Source organism: Atopomonas sediminilitoris (assembly GCF_022601735.1).
Classification (GTDB): Bacteria; Pseudomonadota; Gammaproteobacteria; order Pseudomonadales; family Pseudomonadaceae; genus Atopomonas; species Atopomonas sediminilitoris.
Genome location: NZ_JAKUMM010000003.1, coordinates 191,651 through 214,897, shown reverse-complemented (window position 1 = coordinate 214,897; position 23,247 = coordinate 191,651). Strand labels below are relative to the sequence as shown.

General features: G+C 56.6%; 26 protein-coding genes. 10 read left to right on the top strand and 16 right to left on the bottom strand.

Translation table 11 applies throughout. From position 1 onward, the window contains the following. Positions 1-65 precede the first annotated feature (65 nt). The 4 genes from gap to MKI83_RS05710 all read right to left on the bottom strand — a co-directional run bounded on the left by gap (position 66) and on the right by MKI83_RS05710 (position 3,052). On the bottom strand, positions 66-1,070 hold the full coding sequence (gap, locus tag MKI83_RS05725; RefSeq protein WP_241583948.1) for a type I glyceraldehyde-3-phosphate dehydrogenase: 1,005 nt from the start codon (positions 1,068-1,070) through the stop codon (positions 66-68). A 198-nt stretch (positions 1,071-1,268) separates the two neighbouring features. Next, the gene (locus MKI83_RS05720; protein WP_241583946.1) at positions 1,269-1,991 is read right to left on the bottom strand and encodes a COG3650 family protein; all 723 of its coding nucleotides are present in this window, start codon (positions 1,989-1,991) and stop codon (positions 1,269-1,271) included. Between the two features lie 75 nt (positions 1,992-2,066). Beyond that, on the bottom strand, positions 2,067-2,585 hold the full coding sequence (locus MKI83_RS05715; RefSeq protein WP_241583944.1) for an ATP-dependent zinc protease family protein: 519 nt from the start codon (positions 2,583-2,585) through the stop codon (positions 2,067-2,069). A gap of 32 nt (positions 2,586-2,617) precedes the next feature. Then, positions 2,618-3,052, bottom strand: a complete 435-nt coding sequence (locus tag MKI83_RS05710) for a LexA family protein (protein WP_241583942.1) — start codon at positions 3,050-3,052, stop codon at positions 2,618-2,620. 180 nt (positions 3,053-3,232) lie between these two features. Between MKI83_RS05710 and MKI83_RS05705 the strand changes: the two genes are divergently transcribed. The 3 genes from MKI83_RS05705 to MKI83_RS05695 are packed head-to-tail and all read left to right on the top strand — an operon-like array spanning position 3,233 to position 6,837. After that, positions 3,233-3,934, top strand: coding sequence for a paraquat-inducible protein A (locus MKI83_RS05705; protein ID WP_241583941.1), 702 nt, complete (start codon positions 3,233-3,235; stop codon positions 3,932-3,934). Next, on the top strand, positions 3,918-4,550 hold the full coding sequence (locus MKI83_RS05700) for a paraquat-inducible protein A (protein WP_241583940.1): 633 nt from the start codon (positions 3,918-3,920) through the stop codon (positions 4,548-4,550). The genes MKI83_RS05705 and MKI83_RS05700 overlap by 17 nt, the downstream gene beginning before the upstream one ends. Next, positions 4,543-6,837 carry a PqiB family protein gene (locus MKI83_RS05695; RefSeq protein ID WP_241583939.1) on the top strand — a complete coding sequence of 765 codons (2,295 nt, stop codon included), beginning with the start codon at positions 4,543-4,545 and terminating at the stop codon, positions 6,835-6,837. The genes MKI83_RS05700 and MKI83_RS05695 overlap by 8 nt, the downstream gene beginning before the upstream one ends. A gap of 310 nt (positions 6,838-7,147) precedes the next feature. Here the strand turns inward: MKI83_RS05695 and MKI83_RS05690 are convergent, their stop codons facing one another. Then, positions 7,148-7,579: a hypothetical protein gene (locus MKI83_RS05690; RefSeq protein ID WP_241583938.1), complete on the bottom strand. Its 432-nt coding sequence runs from the start codon at positions 7,577-7,579 to the stop codon at positions 7,148-7,150. 280 nt (positions 7,580-7,859) lie between these two features. Between MKI83_RS05690 and arfB the strand changes: the two genes are divergently transcribed. Further along, positions 7,860-8,273 carry an alternative ribosome rescue aminoacyl-tRNA hydrolase ArfB gene (arfB, locus tag MKI83_RS05685; RefSeq protein WP_241583937.1) on the top strand — a complete coding sequence of 138 codons (414 nt, stop codon included), beginning with the start codon at positions 7,860-7,862 and terminating at the stop codon, positions 8,271-8,273. Positions 8,274-8,332: 59 nt separating this feature from the next. Here arfB and MKI83_RS05680 read toward each other — a convergent pair whose 3' ends face one another. From MKI83_RS05680 to MKI83_RS05665, 4 genes are read right to left on the bottom strand one after another with little or no spacing between them, the layout of a single operon-like run. Continuing rightward, a complete protein-coding gene (locus tag MKI83_RS05680) occupies positions 8,333-9,466 on the bottom strand; it encodes an ABC transporter ATP-binding protein (protein ID WP_241583936.1) in 1,134 nt (377 codons plus the stop codon). Between the two features lie 11 nt (positions 9,467-9,477). After that, entirely contained in the window at positions 9,478-10,362 is an 885-nt protein-coding gene (locus tag MKI83_RS05675) for a carbohydrate ABC transporter permease (protein ID WP_241583935.1), read from the bottom strand. Further along, complete coding sequence (locus MKI83_RS05670) at positions 10,355-11,272, bottom strand: carbohydrate ABC transporter permease (protein WP_241583932.1); 918 nt, start codon at positions 11,270-11,272, stop codon at positions 10,355-10,357. The genes MKI83_RS05675 and MKI83_RS05670 overlap by 8 nt, the downstream gene beginning before the upstream one ends. A 53-nt stretch (positions 11,273-11,325) precedes the next feature. After that, positions 11,326-12,579, bottom strand: coding sequence for an ABC transporter substrate-binding protein (locus MKI83_RS05665; RefSeq protein WP_370867364.1), 1,254 nt, complete (start codon positions 12,577-12,579; stop codon positions 11,326-11,328). A gap of 284 nt (positions 12,580-12,863) precedes the next feature. Between MKI83_RS05665 and MKI83_RS05660 the strand changes: the two genes are divergently transcribed. Then, positions 12,864-13,199, top strand: coding sequence for a hypothetical protein (locus MKI83_RS05660; protein WP_241583929.1), 336 nt, complete (start codon positions 12,864-12,866; stop codon positions 13,197-13,199). A gap of 113 nt (positions 13,200-13,312) precedes the next feature. Here MKI83_RS05660 and MKI83_RS05655 read toward each other — a convergent pair whose 3' ends face one another. The 4 genes from MKI83_RS05655 to upp form a co-directional block, all read right to left on the bottom strand. After that, positions 13,313-14,749, bottom strand: coding sequence for an ATP-binding protein (locus MKI83_RS05655; protein WP_241583928.1), 1,437 nt, complete (start codon positions 14,747-14,749; stop codon positions 13,313-13,315). Beyond that, on the bottom strand, positions 14,736-15,452 hold the full coding sequence (locus MKI83_RS05650; protein WP_241583927.1) for a response regulator: 717 nt from the start codon (positions 15,450-15,452) through the stop codon (positions 14,736-14,738). The genes MKI83_RS05655 and MKI83_RS05650 overlap by 14 nt, the downstream gene beginning before the upstream one ends. A 99-nt stretch (positions 15,453-15,551) precedes the next feature. Then, complete coding sequence (locus MKI83_RS05645; protein WP_241583926.1) at positions 15,552-16,817, bottom strand: uracil-xanthine permease family protein; 1,266 nt, start codon at positions 16,815-16,817, stop codon at positions 15,552-15,554. Then, positions 16,814-17,458 carry a uracil phosphoribosyltransferase gene (upp, locus tag MKI83_RS05640; protein ID WP_241583925.1) on the bottom strand — a complete coding sequence of 215 codons (645 nt, stop codon included), beginning with the start codon at positions 17,456-17,458 and terminating at the stop codon, positions 16,814-16,816. The genes MKI83_RS05645 and upp overlap by 4 nt, the downstream gene beginning before the upstream one ends. Before the next feature lie 187 nt (positions 17,459-17,645). Between upp and MKI83_RS05635 the strand changes: the two genes are divergently transcribed. The 3 genes from MKI83_RS05635 (at position 17,646) to MKI83_RS05625 (ending at position 19,108) form a co-directional block, all read left to right on the top strand. Continuing rightward, positions 17,646-18,203 carry a hypoxanthine-guanine phosphoribosyltransferase gene (locus MKI83_RS05635; RefSeq protein WP_241583924.1) on the top strand — a complete coding sequence of 186 codons (558 nt, stop codon included), beginning with the start codon at positions 17,646-17,648 and terminating at the stop codon, positions 18,201-18,203. Between the two features lie 40 nt (positions 18,204-18,243). Further along, positions 18,244-18,723: a hypothetical protein gene (locus MKI83_RS05630; protein ID WP_241583923.1), complete on the top strand. Its 480-nt coding sequence runs from the start codon at positions 18,244-18,246 to the stop codon at positions 18,721-18,723. Positions 18,724-18,817: 94 nt separating this feature from the next. Continuing rightward, positions 18,818-19,108: a PA4642 family protein gene (locus MKI83_RS05625; protein WP_241583921.1), complete on the top strand. Its 291-nt coding sequence runs from the start codon at positions 18,818-18,820 to the stop codon at positions 19,106-19,108. A gap of 59 nt (positions 19,109-19,167) precedes the next feature. Here the strand turns inward: MKI83_RS05625 and bfr are convergent, their stop codons facing one another. Beyond that, positions 19,168-19,638, bottom strand: coding sequence for a bacterioferritin (gene bfr / locus MKI83_RS05620; RefSeq protein WP_241583919.1), 471 nt, complete (start codon positions 19,636-19,638; stop codon positions 19,168-19,170). A gap of 280 nt (positions 19,639-19,918) precedes the next feature. Between bfr and MKI83_RS05615 the strand changes: the two genes are divergently transcribed. Beyond that, entirely contained in the window at positions 19,919-20,662 is a 744-nt protein-coding gene (locus tag MKI83_RS05615; RefSeq protein WP_370867357.1) for a tRNA-uridine aminocarboxypropyltransferase, read from the top strand. On the opposite strand, the gene MKI83_RS05610 is transcribed toward MKI83_RS05615, so the two are convergent. Next, positions 20,628-21,545, bottom strand: coding sequence for a DMT family transporter (locus MKI83_RS05610; RefSeq protein WP_241583917.1), 918 nt, complete (start codon positions 21,543-21,545; stop codon positions 20,628-20,630). The genes MKI83_RS05615 and MKI83_RS05610 overlap by 35 nt on opposite strands. A gap of 116 nt (positions 21,546-21,661) precedes the next feature. On the opposite strand from MKI83_RS05610, the gene erdR reads away from it, so the two are divergent. Further along, positions 21,662-22,309, top strand: coding sequence for a response regulator transcription factor ErdR (erdR, locus tag MKI83_RS05605; RefSeq protein WP_241583916.1), 648 nt, complete (start codon positions 21,662-21,664; stop codon positions 22,307-22,309). A 20-nt stretch (positions 22,310-22,329) separates the two neighbouring features. On the opposite strand, the gene MKI83_RS05600 is transcribed toward erdR, so the two are convergent. Continuing rightward, positions 22,330-23,199, bottom strand: coding sequence for a DUF4344 domain-containing metallopeptidase (locus MKI83_RS05600; protein WP_241583915.1), 870 nt, complete (start codon positions 23,197-23,199; stop codon positions 22,330-22,332). Between the last annotated feature and the right edge of the window lie 48 nt (positions 23,200-23,247).

The following is a 23,247-nucleotide window of genomic DNA, read 5'->3' as shown; positions in this document are numbered from 1 at the left end:
GCTGCTCTTTGGTTATAAGCTGCGGTTAATCAGGTGTGGTTTTAAAGTGTTGTTGTAAGGCTGGGTTACACCGTCTGCCAGTGCTGCACCACATCCAACATGCGATGGGCAAAGCCCCATTCGTTGTCGTACCAAGCCATTAGCTTAATCAAGTGCCCCTGTACGCGGGTTTGACCGCTGTCGAGGGTGGCGGAATGCGGATTGCCGTTGAAGTCTACCGACACCAGTGGCAAATCATTCACCGCTAATACACCGTGTGGCATGGCGGCGGCCGCTTGGCTAAAGCCGTGATGGAGGGCTTCTTTGTCGAGCGGTGTGCGAACTTGGGCGACCAAATCGACCAGAGACACGTTAGGCGTGGGGACGCGCACGGCTAAGCCATCGAGCTTGCCGTTAAGGTGCGGCAGCACTAGGCCAACGGCTTTGGCCGCTCCGGTTTTACTGGGGATCATCGACAGCGCCGCTGCGCGAGCGCGATACAAGTCACTGTGGGTCTTGTCCAACAGGTTTTGATCATTGGTGTAGGCATGCACGGTGGTGATTAAGCCGCTTTCAATGCCGCACAACTGGTCGAGCACGTGCGCTACCGGGGCTAAACAATTGGTGGTGCACGAGGCGTTGGAAACAACCTGCATGGCGCCGGTTAAGGCTTGGTGGTTAACGCCGTAGACCAAGGTCAGATCGGCATCGTCCATCGGGTGCGAAGCGAGCACGCGCTTAGCACCGGCGAGCAAGTGCGCGGCCGCTTGCTGGCGCTGCTTAAACTTGCCGCTGCACTCCAAGACCAGATCAACGCCCAGTGCTTGCCAAGGCAGCTTGCTGGGGTCTTTTTCCGCCAGCAGCGTGATGTGTTGTTGGCCAATACGCCAGTGCCCGTCGTGTTCGCTGAGTTCTGCGTGCAGCGGGCCAAAGGTTGAGTCATAGCGGGTCAGATGCGCGAGGGTCTGTGCATCGCCAAGATCATTAATGGCGACCAGTTCGAGGTCTTGATACTGCGGGTTTTGGCTGATGATGCGTAGCAGTGCGCGGCCGATGCGGCCGTAGCCGTTGATAGCAACTTTGATGGTCATAGACGTCTCCTGTCCGTAGGCATAACCCAGACTGGCACGCGGTGCAGCGAATCATCTTGATGCAGAGCATGCAGGTTGATTACAGCATAGCGGGTGGAGGCAGAGGGTTGGTGGCGAGGAAGACAGCAGGTGCCTTGAGCCGCGTTGCGCGCTGCAAGGCACCAAAGCACCAAAGCACCAAAGCACCAAGGTACGAGGTTAGTCGGCGCTGAGCGGTTTGCTTGGCTGAGATTCCGCTGTCTGCAGTGCGCCAGGGTAGGCGCAGCCACGAAAAACTTTATCGCCGATGCTTAAGCGGGCCTGCCAGTTGCTGAACGCGCCGGTCATGCTGTCGCGGCATTCACCGGGTTGCAGGTTCAGCTCAATGCGTTGCCCGTTGGCCTCGCTGCTGTAACTGTGCTGCCCGTTAGGCACGGCCTCGACGATGTAGGGCAGCGCCATGGGCGGGAAGTCGGCGCGCTCTAGCTGCATGCCTTGGCGACCAATGCGCACGCTCCAGCCCGGCTCGTTGCCGTGCGCGCGCCAAAGACTGGCTGCGAAGTTGAGATCAACGCATTGCAAGCCTTCGGCATTGACGCGATGCACTTGCTGCACCTCAAACAAACCGTCGCTGCGCATGCCGCTGCCTTGCTTGGGCTTACCTTTGAGCTCGCCGCTGAGGTCGGCAAACACTTGCATGCCACTGCCGGGGGCGAGATTCCAGAACGCTTGCTCGAGTTGTTGGCTGTGGTCTTCCAGCCAAAAGGTGCGGCCTTCATTGCAAGGCACAAAGGTGTGTTGTTGGTTAGTCCACGTCAGCATGCCTTGAAGTCGTGCAGTGTTGTCCTGTGGTGGTGTGCTGGGTGTATCAAACACAGAGCAGCCACCGAGCAAGCTGGTCAGCGCGCACAGGCTAACAAATGAGCGGACGGTAAAAAGCATGCGGTAATCCTTTGACGTTGTGGCGAGCAAGGCGAATCAGCAGTAATGGCGAGTGGCAGATGGCCTATCCGCGGATTAGTCGTTATCGCTGGGTGCTTGGCAGCGTGGTTTTTTAGCTAAGTGATGGCCCTTTGGGTCGATTAAAACGGCAAAAGTTTCCAAACCTTCGCGCCCAATCAATAAAGGGTTCACAAAGCGGCTGCGATCTACCAAGTTGACCGGGATTTCTTGCAGTTGATCGCCGATGCAGATGGGCATCAGGATCACTGGGCGGCGGCTGTAGCTTTTCTTGTGCTCGTCAGTCAGGTCGTCGCTACGGCGCTTGATACGGCTATGTTTTTCAATCGGTCGCTCAATCAACCAGCTTTTTTTGCCGTCGCCGGTACGAAAGCGCACCCAGTCTTCATCGTCACGCTCAAATTTCTCAATCTCGGTTGCATGCAGGCTGGCCGTTAGGGCGCCAGTGTCCAGCTTGGTCTGCAGGCTTAAGTTGAGCTCAGGCAACAGCGCGCGCTCTTGATAACCCCAAACACGGGGCTCGGCTTGGGCGCCCAAACTACAAAACATAACGGCGAGTACAGCGAAACGGCGCATAGGGGGTCCATCGGGCAGGCACAAAGGGGGCGTCAGCGTAGCGAATGTATGGCATGACATACCACCCCCCAAATGCTGACGTCGTTATCACCGGCAATGGCGATGGGGGGGTAGTCGGGGTGATGGGACTGCAAATAATGCAGGCCATCGAGCACGATAAGCTCTTTGACCAAGGCTTCGTCATTGATCGCGGCCACCACAATGTCGCCGGGTTTGGCGATCAAGCTGCGGTCTACTACGAGCAAATCGCCACTTAAAATGCCGGCGCCTTGCATGGATTCTCCCACCACGGTGACGACAAAACAGTGCTCCTCACGGCGAATCAATAACTCATTAAAGTCGATACGACTGTCGCTAAAATCTTCGGCGGCGCTGGGGTAACCGGCAGGGACGCGGCTAACATACAGCGGCAGGCTCATTTGCAGGTCAGAATGGGCGCGGGCATGGAAGCGGGCAGCAGTAGGCATGACGGCAGGCTCAATAACTGTTTTTATATACAGTATTTGTTTGTTGGCCAAGCGTCAATCTGTCACCGTGCTGTGGCAGGGTTGGAGATTAATCCCCGCAATGGATGACTTTGGTTAGAATGGCAACCACTTTGCTGTCATCCAACGCTGCGCGTTGTTAGTCAGGATCACACTATCGATATGACACACACCATGGAGACACCACCGGCCGGTGAGTTGGACTTGGCTAAGCTGTCGCTTGAGCAACTGTTGATTTGCCACGAGTGTGATTTATTGATGGCCAAACCGCATTTGCAAGATGGTGAAAAAGCAGAATGCCCGCGCTGTGGTTATGAGGTAGATAGACACCAGCCGCATATGGTGCAGCGCAGTTTGGCGTTGGTTTTGGCCGCTTTAATTTTTTATCTGCCAGCTAACTTTATGCCCATTATGAGCCTCGGGCTGCTGGGGCAAAAGAATGATGACACTATTTGGAGTGCGGTTAAGGCGTTGTATCTCAGTGATATGGCGGTGATTGCTTTGATCGTATTTCTGTCCAGTATGCTGATTCCCCTGATTAAGTTATTGACTCAGCTTTGGGTGCTGTTGATTTTACAGTTAAACGGTTCGGCCCGTTTTGGTTTGTGGTTGTACCGCACTTATCACCACATGCGTGAGTGGGGCATGCTTGAAGTGTATATGTTTGGCGTGCTGGTCAGTATCGTTAAGATGATTGACTTGGGTGATTTAAGTCTTGGGTTAGGCTTGGCTTGTTTTGTGGGTTTATTGGTCAGCCAGATTTGGCTGGAAGCGACCATGAATGATCACCAAGTGTGGGAAATGCTTGAAGAGCAGCGCAACCGTCAAGCCGTCGACGAGGTGATTGATGAAGCGTGCGCTTGATGCCGGCTTTATCTTGTGTATGGAGTGCCACGCGGTCAACCGCATGGATCCAACGCAATCTGAGGCTGGCCAAACCTGCGTGCGTTGTCACGCAGCGGTCTATCCGCGTAGCCCCAACAGTTTGATGCGCACGTGGGCTTTATTGTTAACCGCAGCCATGCTGTTTATTCCCGCCAATATGCTACCGATTATGGTGGTGAGTTCGTTTGGTAAGGATTCGGGTGACACGATTTTATCCGGCGTCATTGCGCTGATTCATTACGACATGGTGCCGATTGCTTTGGTGGTCTTTATCGCTAGTATTTTGGTGCCTACGTTTAAATTGGTAGGAATGGGGTTGTTGCTGTATTCCATTCAGCGCCATCAGCCGTTGTCGGCACGGCAGCGCGGCTATATGTTTCGTTTTATTGAATGGATTGGCCGTTGGTCGATGCTGGATATCTTTGTCATCGCCATTTTGGTGTCTTTGGTAAGTTTTGGCAGCATTGCACAAATAACCGCAGGGCCTGGCGCCATTGCCTTTGCCTTGGTGGTAATTACCACCATGTTGGCGGCTACGACGTTTGATCCACGTTTGATTTGGGATAACACCGAGTCTGAGGAAGACCATGACTGATAACCTCCCCGTACCGCATAAACGCAAAGCGTCGACTTGGTCGGCGATTTGGGTGCTCCCGCTGATTGCGCTGGGCATTGGGTTGTGGCTGGCGTGGCGTGCCTACAGCACCGCGGGCATCAACGTGATGATCGATTTTTCCACCGGGGATGGTATTCAGGTTGGCAAAACTGAGCTGATCTACAAAGGCATGGCGCTGGGTAAGGTCAAAGACCTGCGCTTGGATAAAAAACACAAAGGCGTGCGCGCAACCTTAGAGGTGGCACGTGAGGCCGAAGGCTTTTTACGCAGCAACACTCGGTTTTGGCTGGTTAAGCCGCGAGTGTCGTTGGCTGGTGTGACCGGCTTAGAGACTTTAGTGAGCGGTAATTACATCACCCTTGAGCCGGGTGAAGGCGAGTTTGAGGATAAGTTTGCTGCCTTGCTTGAGCCGCCACCGCTGTCCGATGCATTGCCAGGCCTGCATCTAACCGTGCGCACGCCACGCCTAGGCTCGTTAGAGCAAGGTGCGCCGATTTACTACAAGCAAATCCAAGTAGGCCAAGTCAAAGATTATGAGCTGGATCAGGATGAGCAAAACATTCTGGTTGGCTTGGTTATTAAGCCTGAATACGCCCACTTAGTGCGGCAGCACACGCGCTTTTGGAATGCCAGCGGACTAGAGATTGAGGCCGGCTTAAGTGGGGTAAAAATTAATACCGAGTCGCTGGTCAGCGTGCTGGCAGGCGGTATTGCCTTCGCCACGCCGGATCACCGCAAAGACAGTCCGCCAGTCGATGCGGAAAAGGTCTTCCCTCTGTATGAGAACTTTGAAGCGGCGCAGTCGGGTATTCGCATCAAGCTGCATGTGACCGAGTTTGCGGGTCTGGAACCCGGTGAAACGCCAGTGCGTTGGCAAGGCGTGCAGGTGGGCTACGTCAAAAAGGTTGCTGTGGATGCTGATTTGCAAGGGGCCATGGTTGAGCTGAACATGGACCCGCGCACGGAAGACTACATGGTGGAAGGCACCCAGTTCTGGATGGTGCGACCGTCAATTTCGCTGACCGGTATTTCAGGGCTTGAGGCCCTGTTTAAGGGCAACTATTTCGTCGTTCGTCCCGGCAATAAAGGCGATACACCTCAGCGTGAATTTGAAGCATTGCGTAAGCCACCACCTCTGGATGTGCGCACGCCGGGCCTGCATGTCATTGTGACCACCGATAAAGTCGGCTCATTGTCGGCGGGTAGCCCGATTTTGTATCGCCAGTTACAGGTCGGTACCGTGAACAGTGTGCAGTTAGGGCCAAAGCAGCAGAAGGTGGTGGTTGGGCTGCATATCGAGCCGGAATACGTGGGGTTAATTAATAAGTCGACGCGTTTTTGGAACGCCAGTGGCGTGACGCTCAAGGGCGGCTTAAGCGGCATCGAGGTGAAAGCGGAGTCCTTACAAAGTCTGTTAGCCGGCGGTATTGCCTTTGAAACGCCAGACAAGGGTTCTGCGGTAGGTAACGGTGCACGTTTTAATTTGTATGAGTCGCAGGAGCAGGCTTTAGCCGAAGGTGTTTTGATTGAACTGACTGCTGAGCGGGGTGAGAACTTAAGTGTCGGCATGCCGCTGCGCTACTTAGGCTTTGATGTGGGGCAGATTGAAAACATCGAGCTGGCCAGTGACTTAAAAAGCTTGAAGTTGACTGGTCGCATCACCGAATCGCCCGCTCAGTTTGCCCGAGCTGGAGCCCAATACTGGCTGGTGAGCCCCAAGTTAGGCCTAGTGCGCACTGCGCACTTAGAAACCTTGGTCGGTGGGACTTACATCGAAGTCAGTCCGCCGGCTAAGGCCACAGGTCGCCAGTTGGCGTTTAACTTGTTGATGGATGCGCCGGGTGTGACGGAGCGTGAGCGCGGTTTGCGCATCACCGTCAGCACGCCGCGCCGCGCCTCGATCAAAGAAGGAGTCTCGGTGACCTATCGTGAGGTGGCGGTGGGTAAGGTGACGGGGGTGCACTTGGCCCCTAATGCCGACCGCGTGTTGCTCGAGTTGTTGATTGAGCCGCGTTACGCCTCGTTAGTCACCCGTGGCAGTAAGTTTTGGAACGTCAGTGGTATCGGCGTGGATTTCAGCTTGTTCAAAGGCACTAAAATCCGCGCCGAATCGTTGGAGAGCTTGGTTGAGGGCGGGATCGCTTTTGCCACCCCAGAGGGTGCCGCGCAAAAAGGCCAAGCCCGTGACGGCGAAGTGTTCATTCTCCACGATGAGTACAAAGATGAATGGCTGAAATGGCAGCCACGTATTGCTATTAAGCGTTAGTTCGCGCAAAGCGCAGCTCGTCAATCTCACGCCATCGCTTAGAGTGGCGTGGGTTTGCTGCTAATAAACAAAGCACGGTTATGGCTCCTGTGTTTTTTTCTGCAAGGTTTGTTGACTATATAAAGATGATGTTGCAGAGGTTATGTGGCAGCGCCTGATAAGCTAAGTAGGCTTTTGTAAAGCAGCGGCAGTGCTGGTGTGATGCGGCGTGAAGGGGCTGGCGCGTTAGATTAGCAGTGTGGGCGTAGAGCGCGGACGCAGTGAAAATAACTTGCTGCTTAAGGTGAGCTTAAGCAGCAAGTGGGCGTTATTAGCGAATGCTGCTAATGGTGCCTTTGTTGCCAATTACTTTCACGCTGACAGTTTTGTACAGCATGTAGTCTTGTACGCTGACTTCGTAACGCGGGGCTACGATCAGGTCTGCATTGGCTGATTTAACGGCTTTGTAGGCAGCCGCCGCTTTAGCCGCAGCAACTGGATCTAGGCCCAAAGCAAAACCGCCTTCGCCACCGCCGTAAGTTACGCCGTCAGCAAACTGGCTATCGCCACCAAGCTTGAACACGCCAAACAGAATGTTGACCGAAGACTCGCCCTGAATAGACTCGCCCACAGCAACATCAGCTTTGAGGTTTGTTTTAACTTGGCTGTTCAGCGGTGCGCTGGGTTGGCTGTAGTTCTGGCTGGCACAGCCAGTAAGTAGAACAAGGCTAGAAAGCGCGGCAGCGTATACAACAGATTTCATGCAAGACTCCTTTGCATTTATAAACGATCCTTTTGCTCTAAGAGTGAGCAAGGTTGCCTGATCAGGCGGTGCGAAGTCTAACAATGGTTTTTATATTGAAACAATACGTAAAGTTGAAAATGTGCTGAATGGCAGTATTAAATCGGTTTGATATTTTTGCGCTTGCATTGGTTTGTTTTTGTTGTAATGACAAAAATACTGCGCAGGGTTTTGCGCAGTATTCGTAAAGTGGGCATAATTCGTGGCCTGAATTAATCGTTATTTAAATAAGGTTATTGCTTTGTTAGAGATCTCCAACAGTGTGCATCTTGCGGCTGATGAAATTGAGCTCACGGCGATCCGTGCTCAGGGCAGTGGTGGGCAAAACGTCAACAAGGTGTCGTCGGCGATACATTTGCGGTTCGATATCAAAGCCTCGTCGCTGCCTGCGTTTTATCAAGAGCGCTTGCTGGCGTTGGCCGATCAGCGCATCAGCAAAGACGGCGTGATTGTGCTCAAGGCGCAGTCGCATCGTACCCAAGAGTTGAATCGTTTGGATGCGCTTGAGCGTTTGGTCGCGCTGATTCGTAGCGCCACCGTGGTGGAGAAAAAGCGCCGCCCCACCAAGGCCACGCGCGGCTCACAAAAACGCCGGATGGACAGTAAAACCCTGCGCGGTAAAACCAAGGCGCTGCGTGGCCGCGTGCCGGTGTGATGGGGTGTCGCGCGCCCTATCTGAGCCGATAGAGCGCGCTGGCTGGGCGGATGGCTGGCTTAGGCAATCCGTTGCTGGGGGCTGGCGCGTAGACGCTCGCCACTGCTTGGCTCAAAGAACAGCGCTTGGCTGGCATCGAGCATCAGGGCCAGGCTGTGACCGGCTTGTGGATTGGCTTGCGGCGCAATCCGTGCGGTGACTTCGCGCTGATTGATGCGCAGTAAGGTCAGGGTGTCGGGGCCGGTGGGCTCGGTCATTTCCACCATGAACTGACCTTGGAAGGTGTCTGCTTGGCTTAAGCGATGCGGCTGCACTTCGGTGATCGCTTCGGGGCGCAGCCCCAGAATCAGCTCCTGACCGACGGTTGCTGGCAAGTCCGCGCGCAAGGGCACGTTTAAGCGTTGACCACCGCTATCGCTCAGTTGCACGAACAGACCTTGGTCGTTGCGCTCAACGGTGACGGGAATAAAGTTCATCGCCGGCGAGCCAATAAAACTGGCGACAAACAAGTTGTTGGGCGATTGGTAAATCTCCTGCGGGGTGCCTAGTTGCTGGATCACACCATCTTTCATCACCGCGATGCGGTCAGCCAACGTCATGGCCTCGATCTGATCGTGAGTGACATACACGATGGTGGTGCCTAGGCGTTGATGCAGTTTTTTGACTTCGGTGCGCATCTCCACACGCAGCTTGGCGTCGAGGTTGGAGAGCGGTTCGTCAAATAAATACACCTTGGGTCTGCGCGCCAAAGCGCGGCCCATGGCGACGCGTTGTTGTTGGCCGCCAGAAAGCTGCGCCGGTTTGCGGCTCAGCAGGTGATCGATTTGCAGCATTTTGGCGACGCGCTGCACTTCGGTTTCGATGTCGCTCTTGGGCCATTTGCGAATTTGCAGACCAAAGGCGATGTTGTCGTACACGCTCATGTTGGGATACAGCGCGTACGACTGAAACACCATGGCGATGTCGCGCGCTGCCGGCGGGGCGTGGGTGATGTCGTGGTCATTGAGCAGGATTTGTCCGCTGGAAACCTCTTCCAAGCCGGCAATCATGTTCATGAGGGTGGATTTGCCGCAGCCGGATGGGCCAACCAAGATCAAAAATTCGCCGGAGCGAATCTCCAGATTGATGTTTTCCAGCGTGGTGGCGCCTTTGTGGTATTGCTTGCCTACGTTACAGATCGACAGTGAAGTCATAACCAATCCTCTTAACCTTTGATGGCGCCGGCGGTTAGGCCGCGCACGAAATACTTACCCGCGACGAAATACACCAACAGCGTGGGCAGGGCGGCGAGCACCGCCGCCGCCATATCGACGTTGTATTCCTTGGCGCCGGTGGTGGTGTTGACCAGGTTGTTTAAGGCGACGGTCATGGGCTGGTTGTCGCCAGCAGAGAACACCACGCCAAACAAGAAATCGTTCCAAATGGCGGTGAACTGCCAGATCACCGTGACCATGATGATCGGCCGTGATAGCGGCAGCACGATGCGCCAGAAGATGGTGAAAAAGCCGGCGCCGTCTAAGCGGGCTGCTTTGATGATCTCGCCGGGCAGGGCTTGGTAGTAGTTGCGGAAAAACAAGGTGGTAAAGCACAACCCGTAAATCACATGCACCAGCACAAGACCTGCGGTGGTGTTGGCAATGCCCAGCCAGCCCAAGGTTTGCGCCATGGGCAGCAAGATCACTTGGAAGGGGATAAAACAGCCAAACAGCAACAGGCCGAACAGTAGTTCCGAGCCTTTAAAGCGCCACATCGACAGCACGTAGCCATTGAGCGCGCCCAGCAGGGTGCTGATTGCCACCGCCGGCAACACCATGACGCTGGAGTTAATAAAGTAACCGCTGATGCCGTTGCAGCTAACGCCGGTGCAGGCGCTACTCCAAGCCTTGAGCCAACCGTCGAGCACCCACACATCGGGCAGGCTCAACAAGTTGCCGGTGCGAATGTCCGCTGTGGTTTTGAAGCTGGTCAGCAGCACCACCCACAGCGGCATCAAGTACAGCGCGGCCATGGCGATTAAGCTGGCATAAATGAATAGGCGGCCCAGCGTGACCGTTGGCAGCTTGGCGTGATGGAGGGCTGGATTACGCATGGCGTTTACCTCGCAGCTCTGAGTACAAGTACGGCACTAAAATCGCCAGTACGCCGGCCAGCATCATCATCGCGGAGGCGGCGCCCAAACCAATTTGGCCGCGGGTAAAGGCATGTGCATACATAAACAAGGCGGGTAGGTCGGTGCTGTAGCCGGGGCCGCCGGCGGTCAGCGCGGTGACCAAGTCGAAGCTTTTAATCGCAATGTGCGACAACACCATAATGGCGCTAAAAAACACCGGTCGCAGACACGGCAGCACGATGCGCAGATAGATGCGCGGCTTACTGGCGCCATCTAGCTGAGCGGCTTTGATGATGGAGGCGTCAATCCCACGCAAACCGGCCAAAAACATCGCCATCACAAAGCCTGAGGACTGCCAAACGGCGGCGATGATCAGGGTGTAAATGGCTTTGTCGGGGTTGGTTAGCCAGTCAAACGTGAAGCTGGACCAACCTAGGTCATGGGCCAGTTTTTCAAGGCCCAAGCTGGGGTTAAGGATCCACTTCCACGCGGTGCCGGTGACGATAAATGAGATCGCCATCGGGTACAGGTAAATCGTGCGCAGCGCGCCTTCGGCACGAATCTGCTGGTCAAGCAGGATCGCGATAAAGACACCGAGCAACAGGCTGATGCCGATAAACAGCACGCCAAACAGGGCAAGGTTTTTACAGGCCACCAGCCAACGGTCGTTTTCTAGCAGGCGCAGGTATTGCCCGGCTCCGGTGAACTCATAATTGGGCAGAAAGCTGGAGGAGGTGAACGAGATATAGCCCGTCCAAGCCATATAGCCATAGATGCAGACCAAGGCCAGCAGCAGAGAGGGCGCCAACACCAGTTTGGGTAAGGCACGCTCGAGCGACAGACTCCAGCGCCACGGGCGCGAAGCTGTTTGGGGGTGAGCAAGTAGCATGGGGGAGTCCTCGACCGGCCCAGCGCTGGGCTGAGCCGGCGTTACTGCAGGTGTTATTGAGCGGAGCGTACCGCGCGGGCCATCAGGTCAGCGGTGGCAACGGGGTCGGCGTTCTTGTCGTTAAAGAACTTGGTCAGCACATCGTACAGCGCGCCCTGCACCTGACTGGTGGTGGCTAAACCGTGCGACCAGCTGGGCACCAACTTGCCCTCGGCGTTGGCGCTTTTGAAGGTCGCCATGCTGTCTTGCGCGCAGCTGTCGAACTTACTCATGTCGCTGTCTAGGCGTGCGGGGATTGAGCCTTTGTTGAGGTTAAACACCTCTTGGAACTCAGGCGTCAGAATGGTCGAGGCCAGTGCGCGTTGTGCGGTCTGATCGTCATCACTGTTGAGCTTGAAGAAGGCGAAGCTGTCGATGTTGAAGGTGAAACTACCGGCAGTGCCCGGCGTGGCTACGCAGAGAATATCTTTACCTGGGACCATGCCGGCGGCGGTGATTTCGCCTTTAGCCCAGTCGCCCATGATCTGCATGCCGGCTTCACCGCGCAGCAACATGCCGGTGGCCAAGTTCCAATCGCGGCCGGCGCTGTTTTTGTCGATGAATTGGCGCACTTGAGCAAAGCGGGTGAGCGCTTCGACCATTTTGGGGCCTTTCAGGGTGGCGCTGTCGTGCATCACAAAGGCTTTGCGGTAGTCGTCGATGCCCAGCACTTCTAGGGCAATGGCTTCAAACACGGTGGCGTCTTGCCAAGGCTGACCACCGTGAGCCAGTGGGATGATGCCGGCGGCTTGCAGCTTCTCAGCGGCGGCAACGAACTCGGTCCAGTTGGTGGGAACGCTGGCGCCGGCTTTGGCCAAGGCTTTAGGGTTGATCCACAGCCAGTTAACACGGTGCACGTTGACCGGCACTGCTACGTAGTGACCTTGATACTTCATCACTTGGGTGATGACGCCGGGCAGCAGGGTATCCCACTGTTCTGCAGCGGCCACGCTGTCGAGATTGGTTAAAAAGCCGAGCTTGGCCCACTCCTGAATATCTAAGCCTTTGATTTGCGCGGCCGCAGGTGGGGTGCCGGCCACGGCGCGGGTTTTTAGTACGGTCATCGCGCTTTCGCCGCCGCCGCCGGCCACGGCAAAGTCTTTCCAGCTGTGGCCACGGGCTTTGAGCATGTCGGCCAGCACGGCCGCGGATTTGGCTTCGCCACCGGCAGTCCACCAGTGCAGCACTTCAACTTCGCCGGCGTGTGCGGGGTTGGCCAGTGACAAGCCCAGCACGCAGGCTGAGGCTAAACGCAAAGCGGTATTCAGGCGGGTCTTTGGCATTGGGTTAGTCCTTGCTGTTGTTTTTGTTGTAAGCCGCAATCAAGTGCGGGCAGCAAGCAGTCTACGGGGCTGGGCGTAGGCTTTGGGTAACAAAGCGCTATGGCTTTGTATCGCGGTGGATACATGCCGGTTAGTCAGCTAACAGACGCGGTGAGCCCTTTAGTCAGCAATGAGCGGCCCACGAAATAGCACCTGTTTTAAACAGGTGGTTTAGACTGCTTGGCTAACGTTGTTTGCCTTACACCTTCTATTTGCTCAGGGGTACTGCCATGCCTAAGAAACGCTTTGTGTTATCCGCCTTTGTTGCTGCGGCGCTGTGCGCCGGTGGTGTGAATGCAGGCGATGGCCCATGGGCCACACGCTATGAGGGTGGGCCGTTAACGCTGGCCGACGCGCGCAGGGATTACGGTGATCGCCGCGAAAATGGCGTCGATCATCGAGAAAATCGGCGGGATCATCGCGAGGATGTACGTGATGCACACTTTATTGGTGGGCCACTTGATCGCGTAGAAAATCGTCATGATCGCCGTGAAAACGCCCGAGATGGTCAGGAGAATGTGCGTGATCAGCGCGAGAATGTGCGCGACCGTCGTACGCTGCGGTAGTCGCTAACGCTGCGCCCGCTAGCCCGGTCTTTGCCGGGCTTTGTTTTTTTGCGGCGCTATCGCTGGATGGGCGTTGCAGGCATTGATCCAGAGGCTCGTGCTTGGGTTAATCCTCAGCGCGGTAACTCAATCTGGATCAACAAGCCGCCGCCTGAGTAATTCGACAAGCTCAGCGTGCCGCCGTGGGCGTGGATGATTTGCCGAGCGATGCCCAAGCCCAAACCATCGCCGGGTTTGCTGCGACTAGCGGGTAGGCGGAAATAAGGCTCAAACACTTGATCACGGTAGGTTTGTGGAATGCCGGGGCCTTCGTCGCGTAGCGATAGATGCAGGCCGGTTTGCCCTTCTAATAAGGTGATGTGTACGCACTCGCCGTATTTGATGCCGTTGTCGATCAGGTTGGTGAGGCAGCGTTTAAGGGCAAACGGTTTGCCCGGATACACACCTTGGGCCAAACAGCGCAGGGTTAAGCGCGAAGGGTCTGGCAGTTCGCTTTGAATGCTTTTGAGTAAGCCTGAAAGATCAACGGCTTCGGTGTTTTCGTGAATGTCAGTGTCTTTCATGCATTGCAGCGCGCCTTTGACCAGCAGCTCGAGCTCGTCGAGGTTGCGTAGCAGGGCCTCCCGCTGGGCTTCTTCTTCGATCAATTCGACGCGCAGGCGCAGGCGGGTGATGGGCGTTTTTAAGTCGTGCGAGATGCTAGAAAAGGTTTGCGCGCGGTCTTTAACGTAGCGCTGTACTTGCCGCTGCATGGCATTGAGCGCTCGCGCGGCTTCTTGAATCTCACGCGGGCCGTCTTCGCTGAGTGGCGGTTGTTCTATCTCTTGGCCTAGCTTGCGGGCGTGGCGTGCCAGCTGCTTGAGTGGGCGGGTGAGTGAGCGGGCTAAGGCAATGCTGGTGAGCAGCAACAGCAGGGTCATCAAGGCCAGTAACCAGCGTTCGCGCGCGGGTAAGTAGGCCGTTTCTAGTGGCCAGAGAGGCATCGGCATGGCCGCGGCCAGGTACAGCCATTCATCGTCTTTCAGGCGGATTTGCGTGACCAAGATGGGTGGGTCTAGCGGCTCGAGTGTCAGCGAGTATTCCACCCACGAGGGCGGCAAGTCGCGCAGGCGGGTGTCTGGATTGAGAATGCGCAAGCCGTCTTGACTGGTGAAGTTGACGTGGATTTGCGGTTCGCTGCCCAGTTGCTCGCGCAAGGTATTGAGCACGGTGCTTTGCACCAACTGACGGCGCTCGAAATCGGCCAAGTCATCCATGGCCAGAAACTGGCGATTGAGCGAGACAAAAAACCGCGTGCCGCCCATGCTGCGTAACTGGTTGAGCGTTAGGTGGCGGTATTCGCTGGGCAGCGCAGTAAAAAAGCGGGCGGTGCTGGCTAGGCTTAACGCCAGCGATTGAGTGCCTTCGCGCAGGAGACGCTCGTCACGGCTGGCGGCTTGCTCGCGCCACACCAGCACCAAAAACACTTCAGCCAACAAAATACTGCCCAACAGCACCAAGGCCATGCGGCCGAATAAACTGCGGGGCAGATAGCGATCAAGCACTGGCATGGACATCGCAAGCCAGCAAATAACCTTTGTTGCGTAAGGTGCGAATCACTTGGCCGCCGCCTTCGCTACCGCCGAGGCGTTGGCGTAAGCGGCTGACTTGAATGTCGACGCTGCGGTCATACGGGGTGCAGTCACGGCCATGCAGCGCTTGGCTGATGTCATCGCGGCTGAGCACTTGGTTGGCTTTGCTGAGCAGCAGGTGCAGTAAGGCAAACTCGGCGCCGGAAAGATTCAGTTGTTCGCCATCGCGATGGCTTAAATGGTGGCTGACCAGATCCAGCGTCCAGTCGCCAAAGCGTAGTTGCCGCTGGGCGACGCCCAGCGCACCTTGGCTGCGGCGCAGCAGGGCCCGTATGCGGGCCAATAGTTCACGCGGGCTAAAGGGCTTGCCAAGGTAATCGTCGGCGCCCAACTCAAGGCCAATCACGCGGTCGGCTTCATCGGCACTGGCGGTGAGCATGATGATGGGCACGGCGCATTGTTCGCGCACTTTGCGGCACAGGCTAAAGCCGTCTTCACCGGGCAGCATGACATCCAAAATCAACAGCCCCACGCCACCGCGACGTAAGGTGGGCAGCAAGTTGACGCCGTCGGCCAAGGTGGTCACGCGATAACCGCCGCGTTGCAGGTGTTCGCCCAGCAGTTCGCGGATTTCTTCGTCATCATCGACCACCAAGATATGCACAGCTTGAGCAGTATCCATGGGGTGTCTTGTTATTGTTGTTGAGGGTTTAGTCTGGCGAGCCTTGGCGCTGGGCTCAAGGCTCGCTCTGTAACAGGAATGCTACAAGGTGGGGCGGTGTTAGTGGTCTTTGGGGTAGTCGTGGGCGTCCCAGCCTTGGCTGCCGGGCAGCGCCAAGTTGAGCAAGATGGCGGCGATGGCGCACAGGCTGATGCCTTTGAGCGTCCACTCGCCGACACCAAACACCATGCCGCCGATACCAAACACTAAGGTGACCGAGACGATGACCAAGTTGCGTGGCTCGGACAAGTCGACTTGATGGCGGATAAGGGTGTTCATGCCCACGCCGGCAATGGTGCCAAACAGTAAGCACAAGATACCGCCCATGACCGGCACTGGAATGGTTTGCAGCAGCACGCCAAATTTGCCGATGAACGCCAGCACGATGGCGATCCCCGCCGCCCACAGCATGATTTTCGGGTTGAAGTTGCGCGTGAGCATTACCGCCCCCGTCACTTCTGAATAGGTGGTGTTGGGCGGGCCGCCCAGCAGGGCCGCGGCGGAGGTGGCGATGCCATCCCCGAGCAAGGTGCGGTGTAAGCCAGGCTTTTGCAGGTAGTTGCGGCCGGTGACATTGCCGATGGCCAGTACATCGCCCACGTGCTCAATGGCCGGGGCAATCGCCACGGGCAGCATGAAGAGAATGGCGCCCCAGTGCAGCTCTGGCGCGACAAAGTTAGGCATGGCCAGCCACGGCGCAGTCGCCGCCGCAGAGGTATCCCAAACACCCAGTACGGCCGAGAGCACAAGGCCCACCACCACGCCGCAGAGAATCGGGATCAAGCGCAGGATGCCTTTGGCCGCGACCGCGACCAGCAGCGTGGTCAGTAGGGCAGGCATGGAGATCAGCAGCGCGGTTTCGTACGGAATCAGCTGAGCGCTGGCGTCGCCGGTTTTGCCCATGGCCATGTTGACGGCGATAGGCGCCAGCGCCAAACCGATCACCATGATCACTGGCGCAATCACCACCGGGGGTAACAGGCGATCGAGAAAGCCGGTGCCACGCAGCCGCACAGCGGCAGACAGCAGGATGTACACCATGCCCGCTGCGAGCAAACCGCCGAGCGTGGCAGGCAGGCCGAAATCGGCTTTGGCGGCGATGATCGGGGCGATAAAGGCAAAGGACGAGGCCAAGAAAATAGGCACCTGCCCGCCGGTAATCACGTAGAACAAGAGTGTGCCTAAGCCTGCGGTAAACAGCGCGACGTTAGGGTCCATGCCGGTAATGAGCGGCATCAGCACCAGTGCGCCAAAGGCCACAAACAGCATTTGTGCGCCCGACAGGGCCTGCTTCCACAGTGGGTCGTGGGGCAATTCGTGGCTCATGCGCTGACATCCTTCTGCTGCGTGCCAAAGATGCGGTCACCGGCATCGCCTAAGCCCGGCAGGATGTAGCCATGCTCGTTGAGGCATTGGTCGATTGAGGCGGTGAACAGCTTGACGTCGGGGTGCGCCGCTTCAACTTTGGCGATGCCTTCGGGAGCGGCGACCAGAACCAGCGCGCGAATCTCTTTACAGCCGGCTTTCTTGAGCAGGTCTAAGGTGGCGATCATCGAGCCGCCGGTGGCCAGCATGGGGTCAATCACCAGTGCCATGCGCTGATCTAGCTCGCCGACCAGTTTCTCTAGGTAGGTATGCGCTTCTAAGGTTTCTTCGTTGCGGGCCAGACCCACCACGCTCACTTTGGCGCCCGGCAGCAGGCTTAAAACGCCATCCAACATGCCAAGACCGGCGCGCAAAATCGGTACCACGGTGACTTTTTTGCCGGCAATACGCTCAGCCTGAATCGGGCCGCACCAGCCTTCTACGGTGTAAGGCTCAAGGGGTAAATCTTGCGTGGCCTCATAGGTCAGCAGGGTGCCGACTTCTTGGGCTAATTCGCGGAAACTTTTGGTGGATAAGTCGCCGCGGCGCATCAGGCCAAGTTTGTGGCGAACCAGAGGGTGGCGAATTTCGTGCACAGGCATGAGAACTCCAAAGCCGAGGGCAGGTGGGGCAAGAGATAAACGGGCAAAGGCTAGCCGATTGGTGCGTCAGATGACACCTATAGTGCGACATCCTGTTGCCAAATCGCTTGCTGTGCTGGCGAACTGTCGTTAGCCTTGCCGGTTTTTTCCAGCCCTGTCTGCCTGCTAGCCTGAAAAGGAGCGCACTATGTCTGCCGATCTCGCCCACATCCGTCAAGTGATGGAAGAAGCCGATTGTTTGTTCGATGAAGCCACCGTGGAGGCGGCCATCAGCCAGATGGCGGCCAAGATCAATGCCGAAATGGCGGATCGTAATCCGGTGGTGTTTTGCGTGATGAACGGTGGCCTGATTATTTCCGGCAAGTTGGTGGCACAGCTGAATTTCCCGCTGGAGTTGTCGTACTTGCACGCCACGCGTTACCGCAACGAAACCACCGGCGGCGAACTGTTCTGGAAGGCCAAGCCTGAGATTTCGTTCATTGACCGCGAAGTGCTGATCATCGACGACATCCTTGATGAAGGGCACACCTTGTCGGCCATTATCGAGTTTTGTAAGCACGCCGGTGCCAGCGCGGTGCACACTGCGGTGTTGGTCGATAAGTTGCACGATCGCAAAGCCAGCCCAAATCTTAAGGCCGATTACGTGGGCTTGCAGTGCGAAGACCGTTACATCTTCGGTTACGGCATGGATTACAAAGGTTACTGGCGCAACGCGGCTGGTATTTTTGCCCTTAAAGGCCATTGATGAATCCGCGGCAGTGCGCGGGCTTTACCGGAGAGAGGCCATGTTGAAGCTGATCACAGGTTTGCTATGCAGTGCGGCACTGGGATCTGCTTGGGCGCAAGCGGCGCCGATGCATGGCCAGTTTTTACCGGCGGATAAAGACAGCCTGCGCACCGAGGTGCCGATTGAGCAGCAACTGCTGCAAGTGACGCACTACAGCATCACCACGGCGGTGCAGCGGCCTTCTGATATGCAGCCGATTCCGGTGGTCAGCCAAACGCAGTTGTTGCTTAAAGGCCAGCCGCTTAATGCTAAGGCCAGTATTGTTGCGGTACGAGTTAGCTTTGATGGCGAGGGCAAAAGCTTGAAAAAGCCCAGCTTCGATAGTGACTCGCGCACGCTCAGCTTGCAGTACCCAGCGGCACAGTACGCCGTGCTCTTAGACTTGCTGCGGCATGAACGGGTGTACGTGCAGTTTTTGCGTTACCCCAACGGCCATGTGTGGGCCGATGTGCATACCGGTACAGTCAAAGCACGTTAAGCAGCTTTTAAGACCGTGCTTGGCAAGCGTTGAGCCGCCGTTGCCTGCGGGCTACACTGCGCGCCCTGATTTTACTCATCATTGCGGAGGCCACATGGCTAAAGAGAAGCGCCAGATCATCGGTGAGCCGATGACCGACGACCAAGTTAAAGTGTTCTTGGATGTAGCGGCTCCCGCCGATGGCACCCCACGTGATCTGCACGTGCTGGTTAGCGCCTACCGTGGTTTGCGTGAAGACGACTTTGTGCGCTTTCTTGGCTACTTCAAAGCCGCCGGCCTGAACTTGAATGCCACCGATAGCCAAGGTCGCGACTTTGTTGCCTTGATTGCCGATCAGCGCTTGTCAGAGCCTTACGTTGAGGCGATTAACGCCGCTCGGGCGTAATGCTGGTGGCAGCAATAAAAAACCCAGCCGCGCGGCTGGGTTTTTTATTGCTCAGTAACTTATTCGTCCATCTGCGATTGCAGGTAGTTTTCTAGGCCGACTTTTTCGATCAGGCCGAGCTGGGTTTCCAGCCAGTCAACGTGCTCTTCCTCAGACTCGAGGATGTCTTCAAGCAGTTCGCGGCTAATGTAGTCGCCGATGCTTTCGCAGTAAGCAATTGCGTCGCGCAGATCAGGAATGGCCTGCAGCTCAAGCTTAAGATCGCTCTCGAGCATTTCCTTGGTGTTTTCGCCGATCATCAGCTTGCCAAGGTCTTGCAGGTTGGGCAGGCCTTCGAGGAACAGAATGCGCTTAACCAAGACATCGGCGTGTTTCATTTCGTCGATGGACTCGTGGTACTCGTGCTCGCCCAGGCGCTTCAGGCCCCAGTCTTCGTACATGCGCGCATGCAAAAAATATTGGTTAATCGCCACCAGCTCGTTGGCCAGAATCTTATTCAGGTGCTGGATGACTTTCTTGTCGCCTTTCATGTTGTCGTCCTGTCTCGGGGAGTGGGCTGGAGGGTTAGTCTGGTCTTGCGAACTGGGGCTGTCAAACGCTAAGCCTCTGATTTTATTGGTTTAGTGGTAATGAAAAACGTCTGCGCGTGAGATGCATTCCTATTCCTTGTCGGGCCTGAAATAAACGCTTGAGCGCTCAATGACTTAGCGCAGCGGGGAGGTTGTACAAGCTGTGGTGAGCGGCGTGACTAAAGGTGTGGTGCTGCGCGCGCTGCATTACAATGCACGCCCCTTTTTCTAGGTGATTACCGTGCATGCTGTCGAGCGTTTACGCCAACAACTGATTGCTCAGTCGACCAAGCCGTTTCTGGCGCGTGGCTACCGGCTCAAGCGCTGCGCGGAGTGTTTGCTGGCCGAGCGCTTTTGTTTGTGTCCGTGGCGGCCACAGGTGGCCAGCGACGCGGCGTTTTGTTTGTTGATGCACGCCGATGAGCCGCTTAAACCGACCAATACTGGGCGTTTAATGGCTGAGCTGTGGCCTGAGCAAACGCAGGCATTCGTTTGGTCACGCACCGAAGAAAATCCACCACTGCTAGCGCTGTTGGCCGATCCCCAGTGGCAGCCGTATGTGGTGTTTCCGGCCGAGTTTGCTCCGCAGGCAGAGATTGTGGAGCACTTGGCGCAGTATCAAGGGGCGCAAGCAGCGAGTCGCAAGCCTTTGTTTATCTTGCTCGATGCGACGTGGCCGCAGGCGCGCAAAATCTTCCGCAAAAGCCCTTATCTGCAGGGCTTGCCGATTTTGAGCTTGAACCCAGATAAGCCGTCCGCTTACCGGCTGCGGCGCAGTAACCGTGAAGAGCACCTGTGCACTGCTGAGGTCGCCGTTTTGTGTTTAGAACAGGCCGGTGAGCAGCCTGCGGCTGAAGCGCTGGCTGCCTATTTTGAGATTTTCTCTAGTCGCTACTTGGCGGCGCGTTTAAACCTCACCGTGGATGAGTCCGCGCCGCCGTATCAGGTGCTTAAACGCTTTCTGCCAGCGGCTGACGGCGCTTAAACAATAACGGTAATAGCTGCGCCGCCAGCATGCCGGCAAACATCAGGCCGCAGCCGATAAAGCCACGCAGGCTGAGCACTTCGTCCATCATTACCCAGCCCGCTAGCGCTGCGAACACGGCTTCTAACGACAGGATAATCGCCGCGTGTGCTGGCGGCGCATCACGCTGGGCAATCAGCTGCAAGGTAAAGCCCACCGCTACAGCCAGCGCGCCGCCATACACGATGGCGGGTAAGGCCTGCACAATGTTGTGCCATACCCAGGGCTCCAGCACGAGGGCTAGCAGGCTACTGAGCACGGCGCAGGTGGCAAATTGCAGGTAGGCAATAAAAATAGGGTCATGGCGGCTGGCTAACCGGCCCACCATCAAGACATGTACGCCCCACACCACGGCCCCGGCGAGTTGCAGCCAGTCACCGGAGGCAACGGTGAAATTGTCACCGACACTCAGCAGGTACATGCCGATCACCGCCAACGAGGCGCCAAACCACGTGCCGGCGCCGGTCTTCTGCCCGATGAACAAGCCCAATAACGGCACCATGATCACGTACAGACCCGTAATGAAGCCTGAGTTGGTCACGGTGGTGAACATCAAGCCAACTTGCTGCAGGTTGATGCCAATGGTCAGAACCACACCCAGCACCACGCCGCCGAGCACTGCTGGGCGATTGATAGGGCTGCCGGCGTTGGCGCGCTGGGCGCGGCGCACGCTAAACCAATACACCACAGGCACCAACAAAATAGCGGCTAAAGTGAAACGCAGGCCGGTATACAGGAAGGGGCCGATGGCATCCATGCCGATTTTTTGTGCGACGAAAGTCGTACCCCAGATCAGCGCGGTGACCAGCATTAAAAGGTCGGCGCGCAAGGAATGACGGGCCATTGCGGCGTTTCTCCATGAGTTAAACGCGGAGTCTGCCGCAAGCGGCCGTGCTTGACCAGTTTTGTCGATCTCGGCAACCTTGGGCCAGGGCCGATACAACAACACAGGAAAAAAGCATGGCCGCCTTAAATATCTTGATCGCTGATGACCACCCTTTATTTCGTAGCGCCTTGCAGCAAGCCCTAAGCCGTGGCTTGGAGGAAGAGGCGGTCTTGGCGGAAGCCGAAAGCATTGCCCAGTTGGAGGAGCGCTTAAATGAGCGCAGCGATTGGGATCTGGTTTTATTGGATTTAAACATGCCCGGCGCGCGCGGTTTTTCAGGCTTGGTGTTGCTGCGAGGGCAGTACCCACACCTGCCCGTGGTGATGATTTCCGCGCAAGAAGAAGCCGCCGTGGTGCAGCGCTCGCGTGAGTTTGGCGCCAGTGGCTTTATCCCCAAATCCAGTTCGCTCGAACTCATACAGCAAGCGGTGCGTGCAGTGCTGGACGGTGACGTGTACTGGCCAGAAATCGATCACGACGGCCCAGCCTTGAGTGCCGAAGCTCGCGCCGCTAGCGAAGGCTTGGCCAGTTTGACGCCGCAGCAGTTTCGCGTGCTGTCGATGGTGTGCGAGGGCTTGCTGAATAAACAGATCGCTTACGAGCTGAATGTGTCAGAGGCCACGATCAAGGCCCATGTCACGGCGATTTTTCGCAAGCTCAATGTGCGCACACGCACTCAAGCGGCGCTGTTGTTGCAGCAGTTAGAGCAAGTCGAAGGCTGAATCTGAGCTGAGCTGGCCGATTAAGGGCTTTTGTGCGCGGCTAAACGCTGCTGTTCGCGCAGCTTGCGCAGCTCAGGCATTAAGTTGGCGTAGTGTGAGACTAGTTCCCAGCACAGGGTCATTTCCCCCGTGTTGCGGTCGTACCACGCATCGGGCGCGCCGCAGTTGCGCACGCCAAGGGTGAGTGGTCTGGGTAGGCGGAACATCTGGCTGGCGTTGTGGGTCACGTCTTCCAAAATGCGGCTGTTTTTAACTCGCAAGAGCAGCTCAGGGCCGCGTTCAATGTTCAGCTGTGGCGGTTCGTAAATCACGTTGATGCTTTGTCCGCCTGCGTCGCTTTGGTTGCGCGCCAAGGTTTGCATCAGCCAGTCCACGGCGTGGCGCACTTGGGCGTACTCCTGGTCGCAATACAGGGCGCGCTCAATGGGTAAGCCGGTGACGTCCAACACCCACTCAAGGCGATCTGGGTCGCTGCCGTAGATCAAGCAACTGAGGTTAAAAAAGCGCTGTTGGTCGAGTGCGTGACTGTCCCAGACGGCGTCATCGTGGCCTTGTGCTTGGTTGTGTTGCCATTGCAGACGCCAATAATCGGCTACATCCAGTAGCTTGCTGTACAGGGTGCGGTCGCTTTCTTCATCTTGCAGTAACAGCAGTCCGTAAAAGCCCAGTTGGTCGGCGGCGTCTTCTTCGCGCCCCAGCACCGGTAAGTGCAGCTCATGGATGAGCAGGTGCCCCATCTCATGCATCAAGGTGAACTCGGCGTTGGCGGTGATAAAACGTACTTCGTCGGCTTCTAGCACACCTGAGGGCGGGGCCGGTGTGGCGGCGTTGGCAGTCAGTGCTAGCAGTGCCGTTAGGATTGTCGTTAGCCAACGCAGCGCGCGCACCATGCACAAGACTCCTCTGACTGGCTGAGGCGATAGTGCCTCAACCAAGCT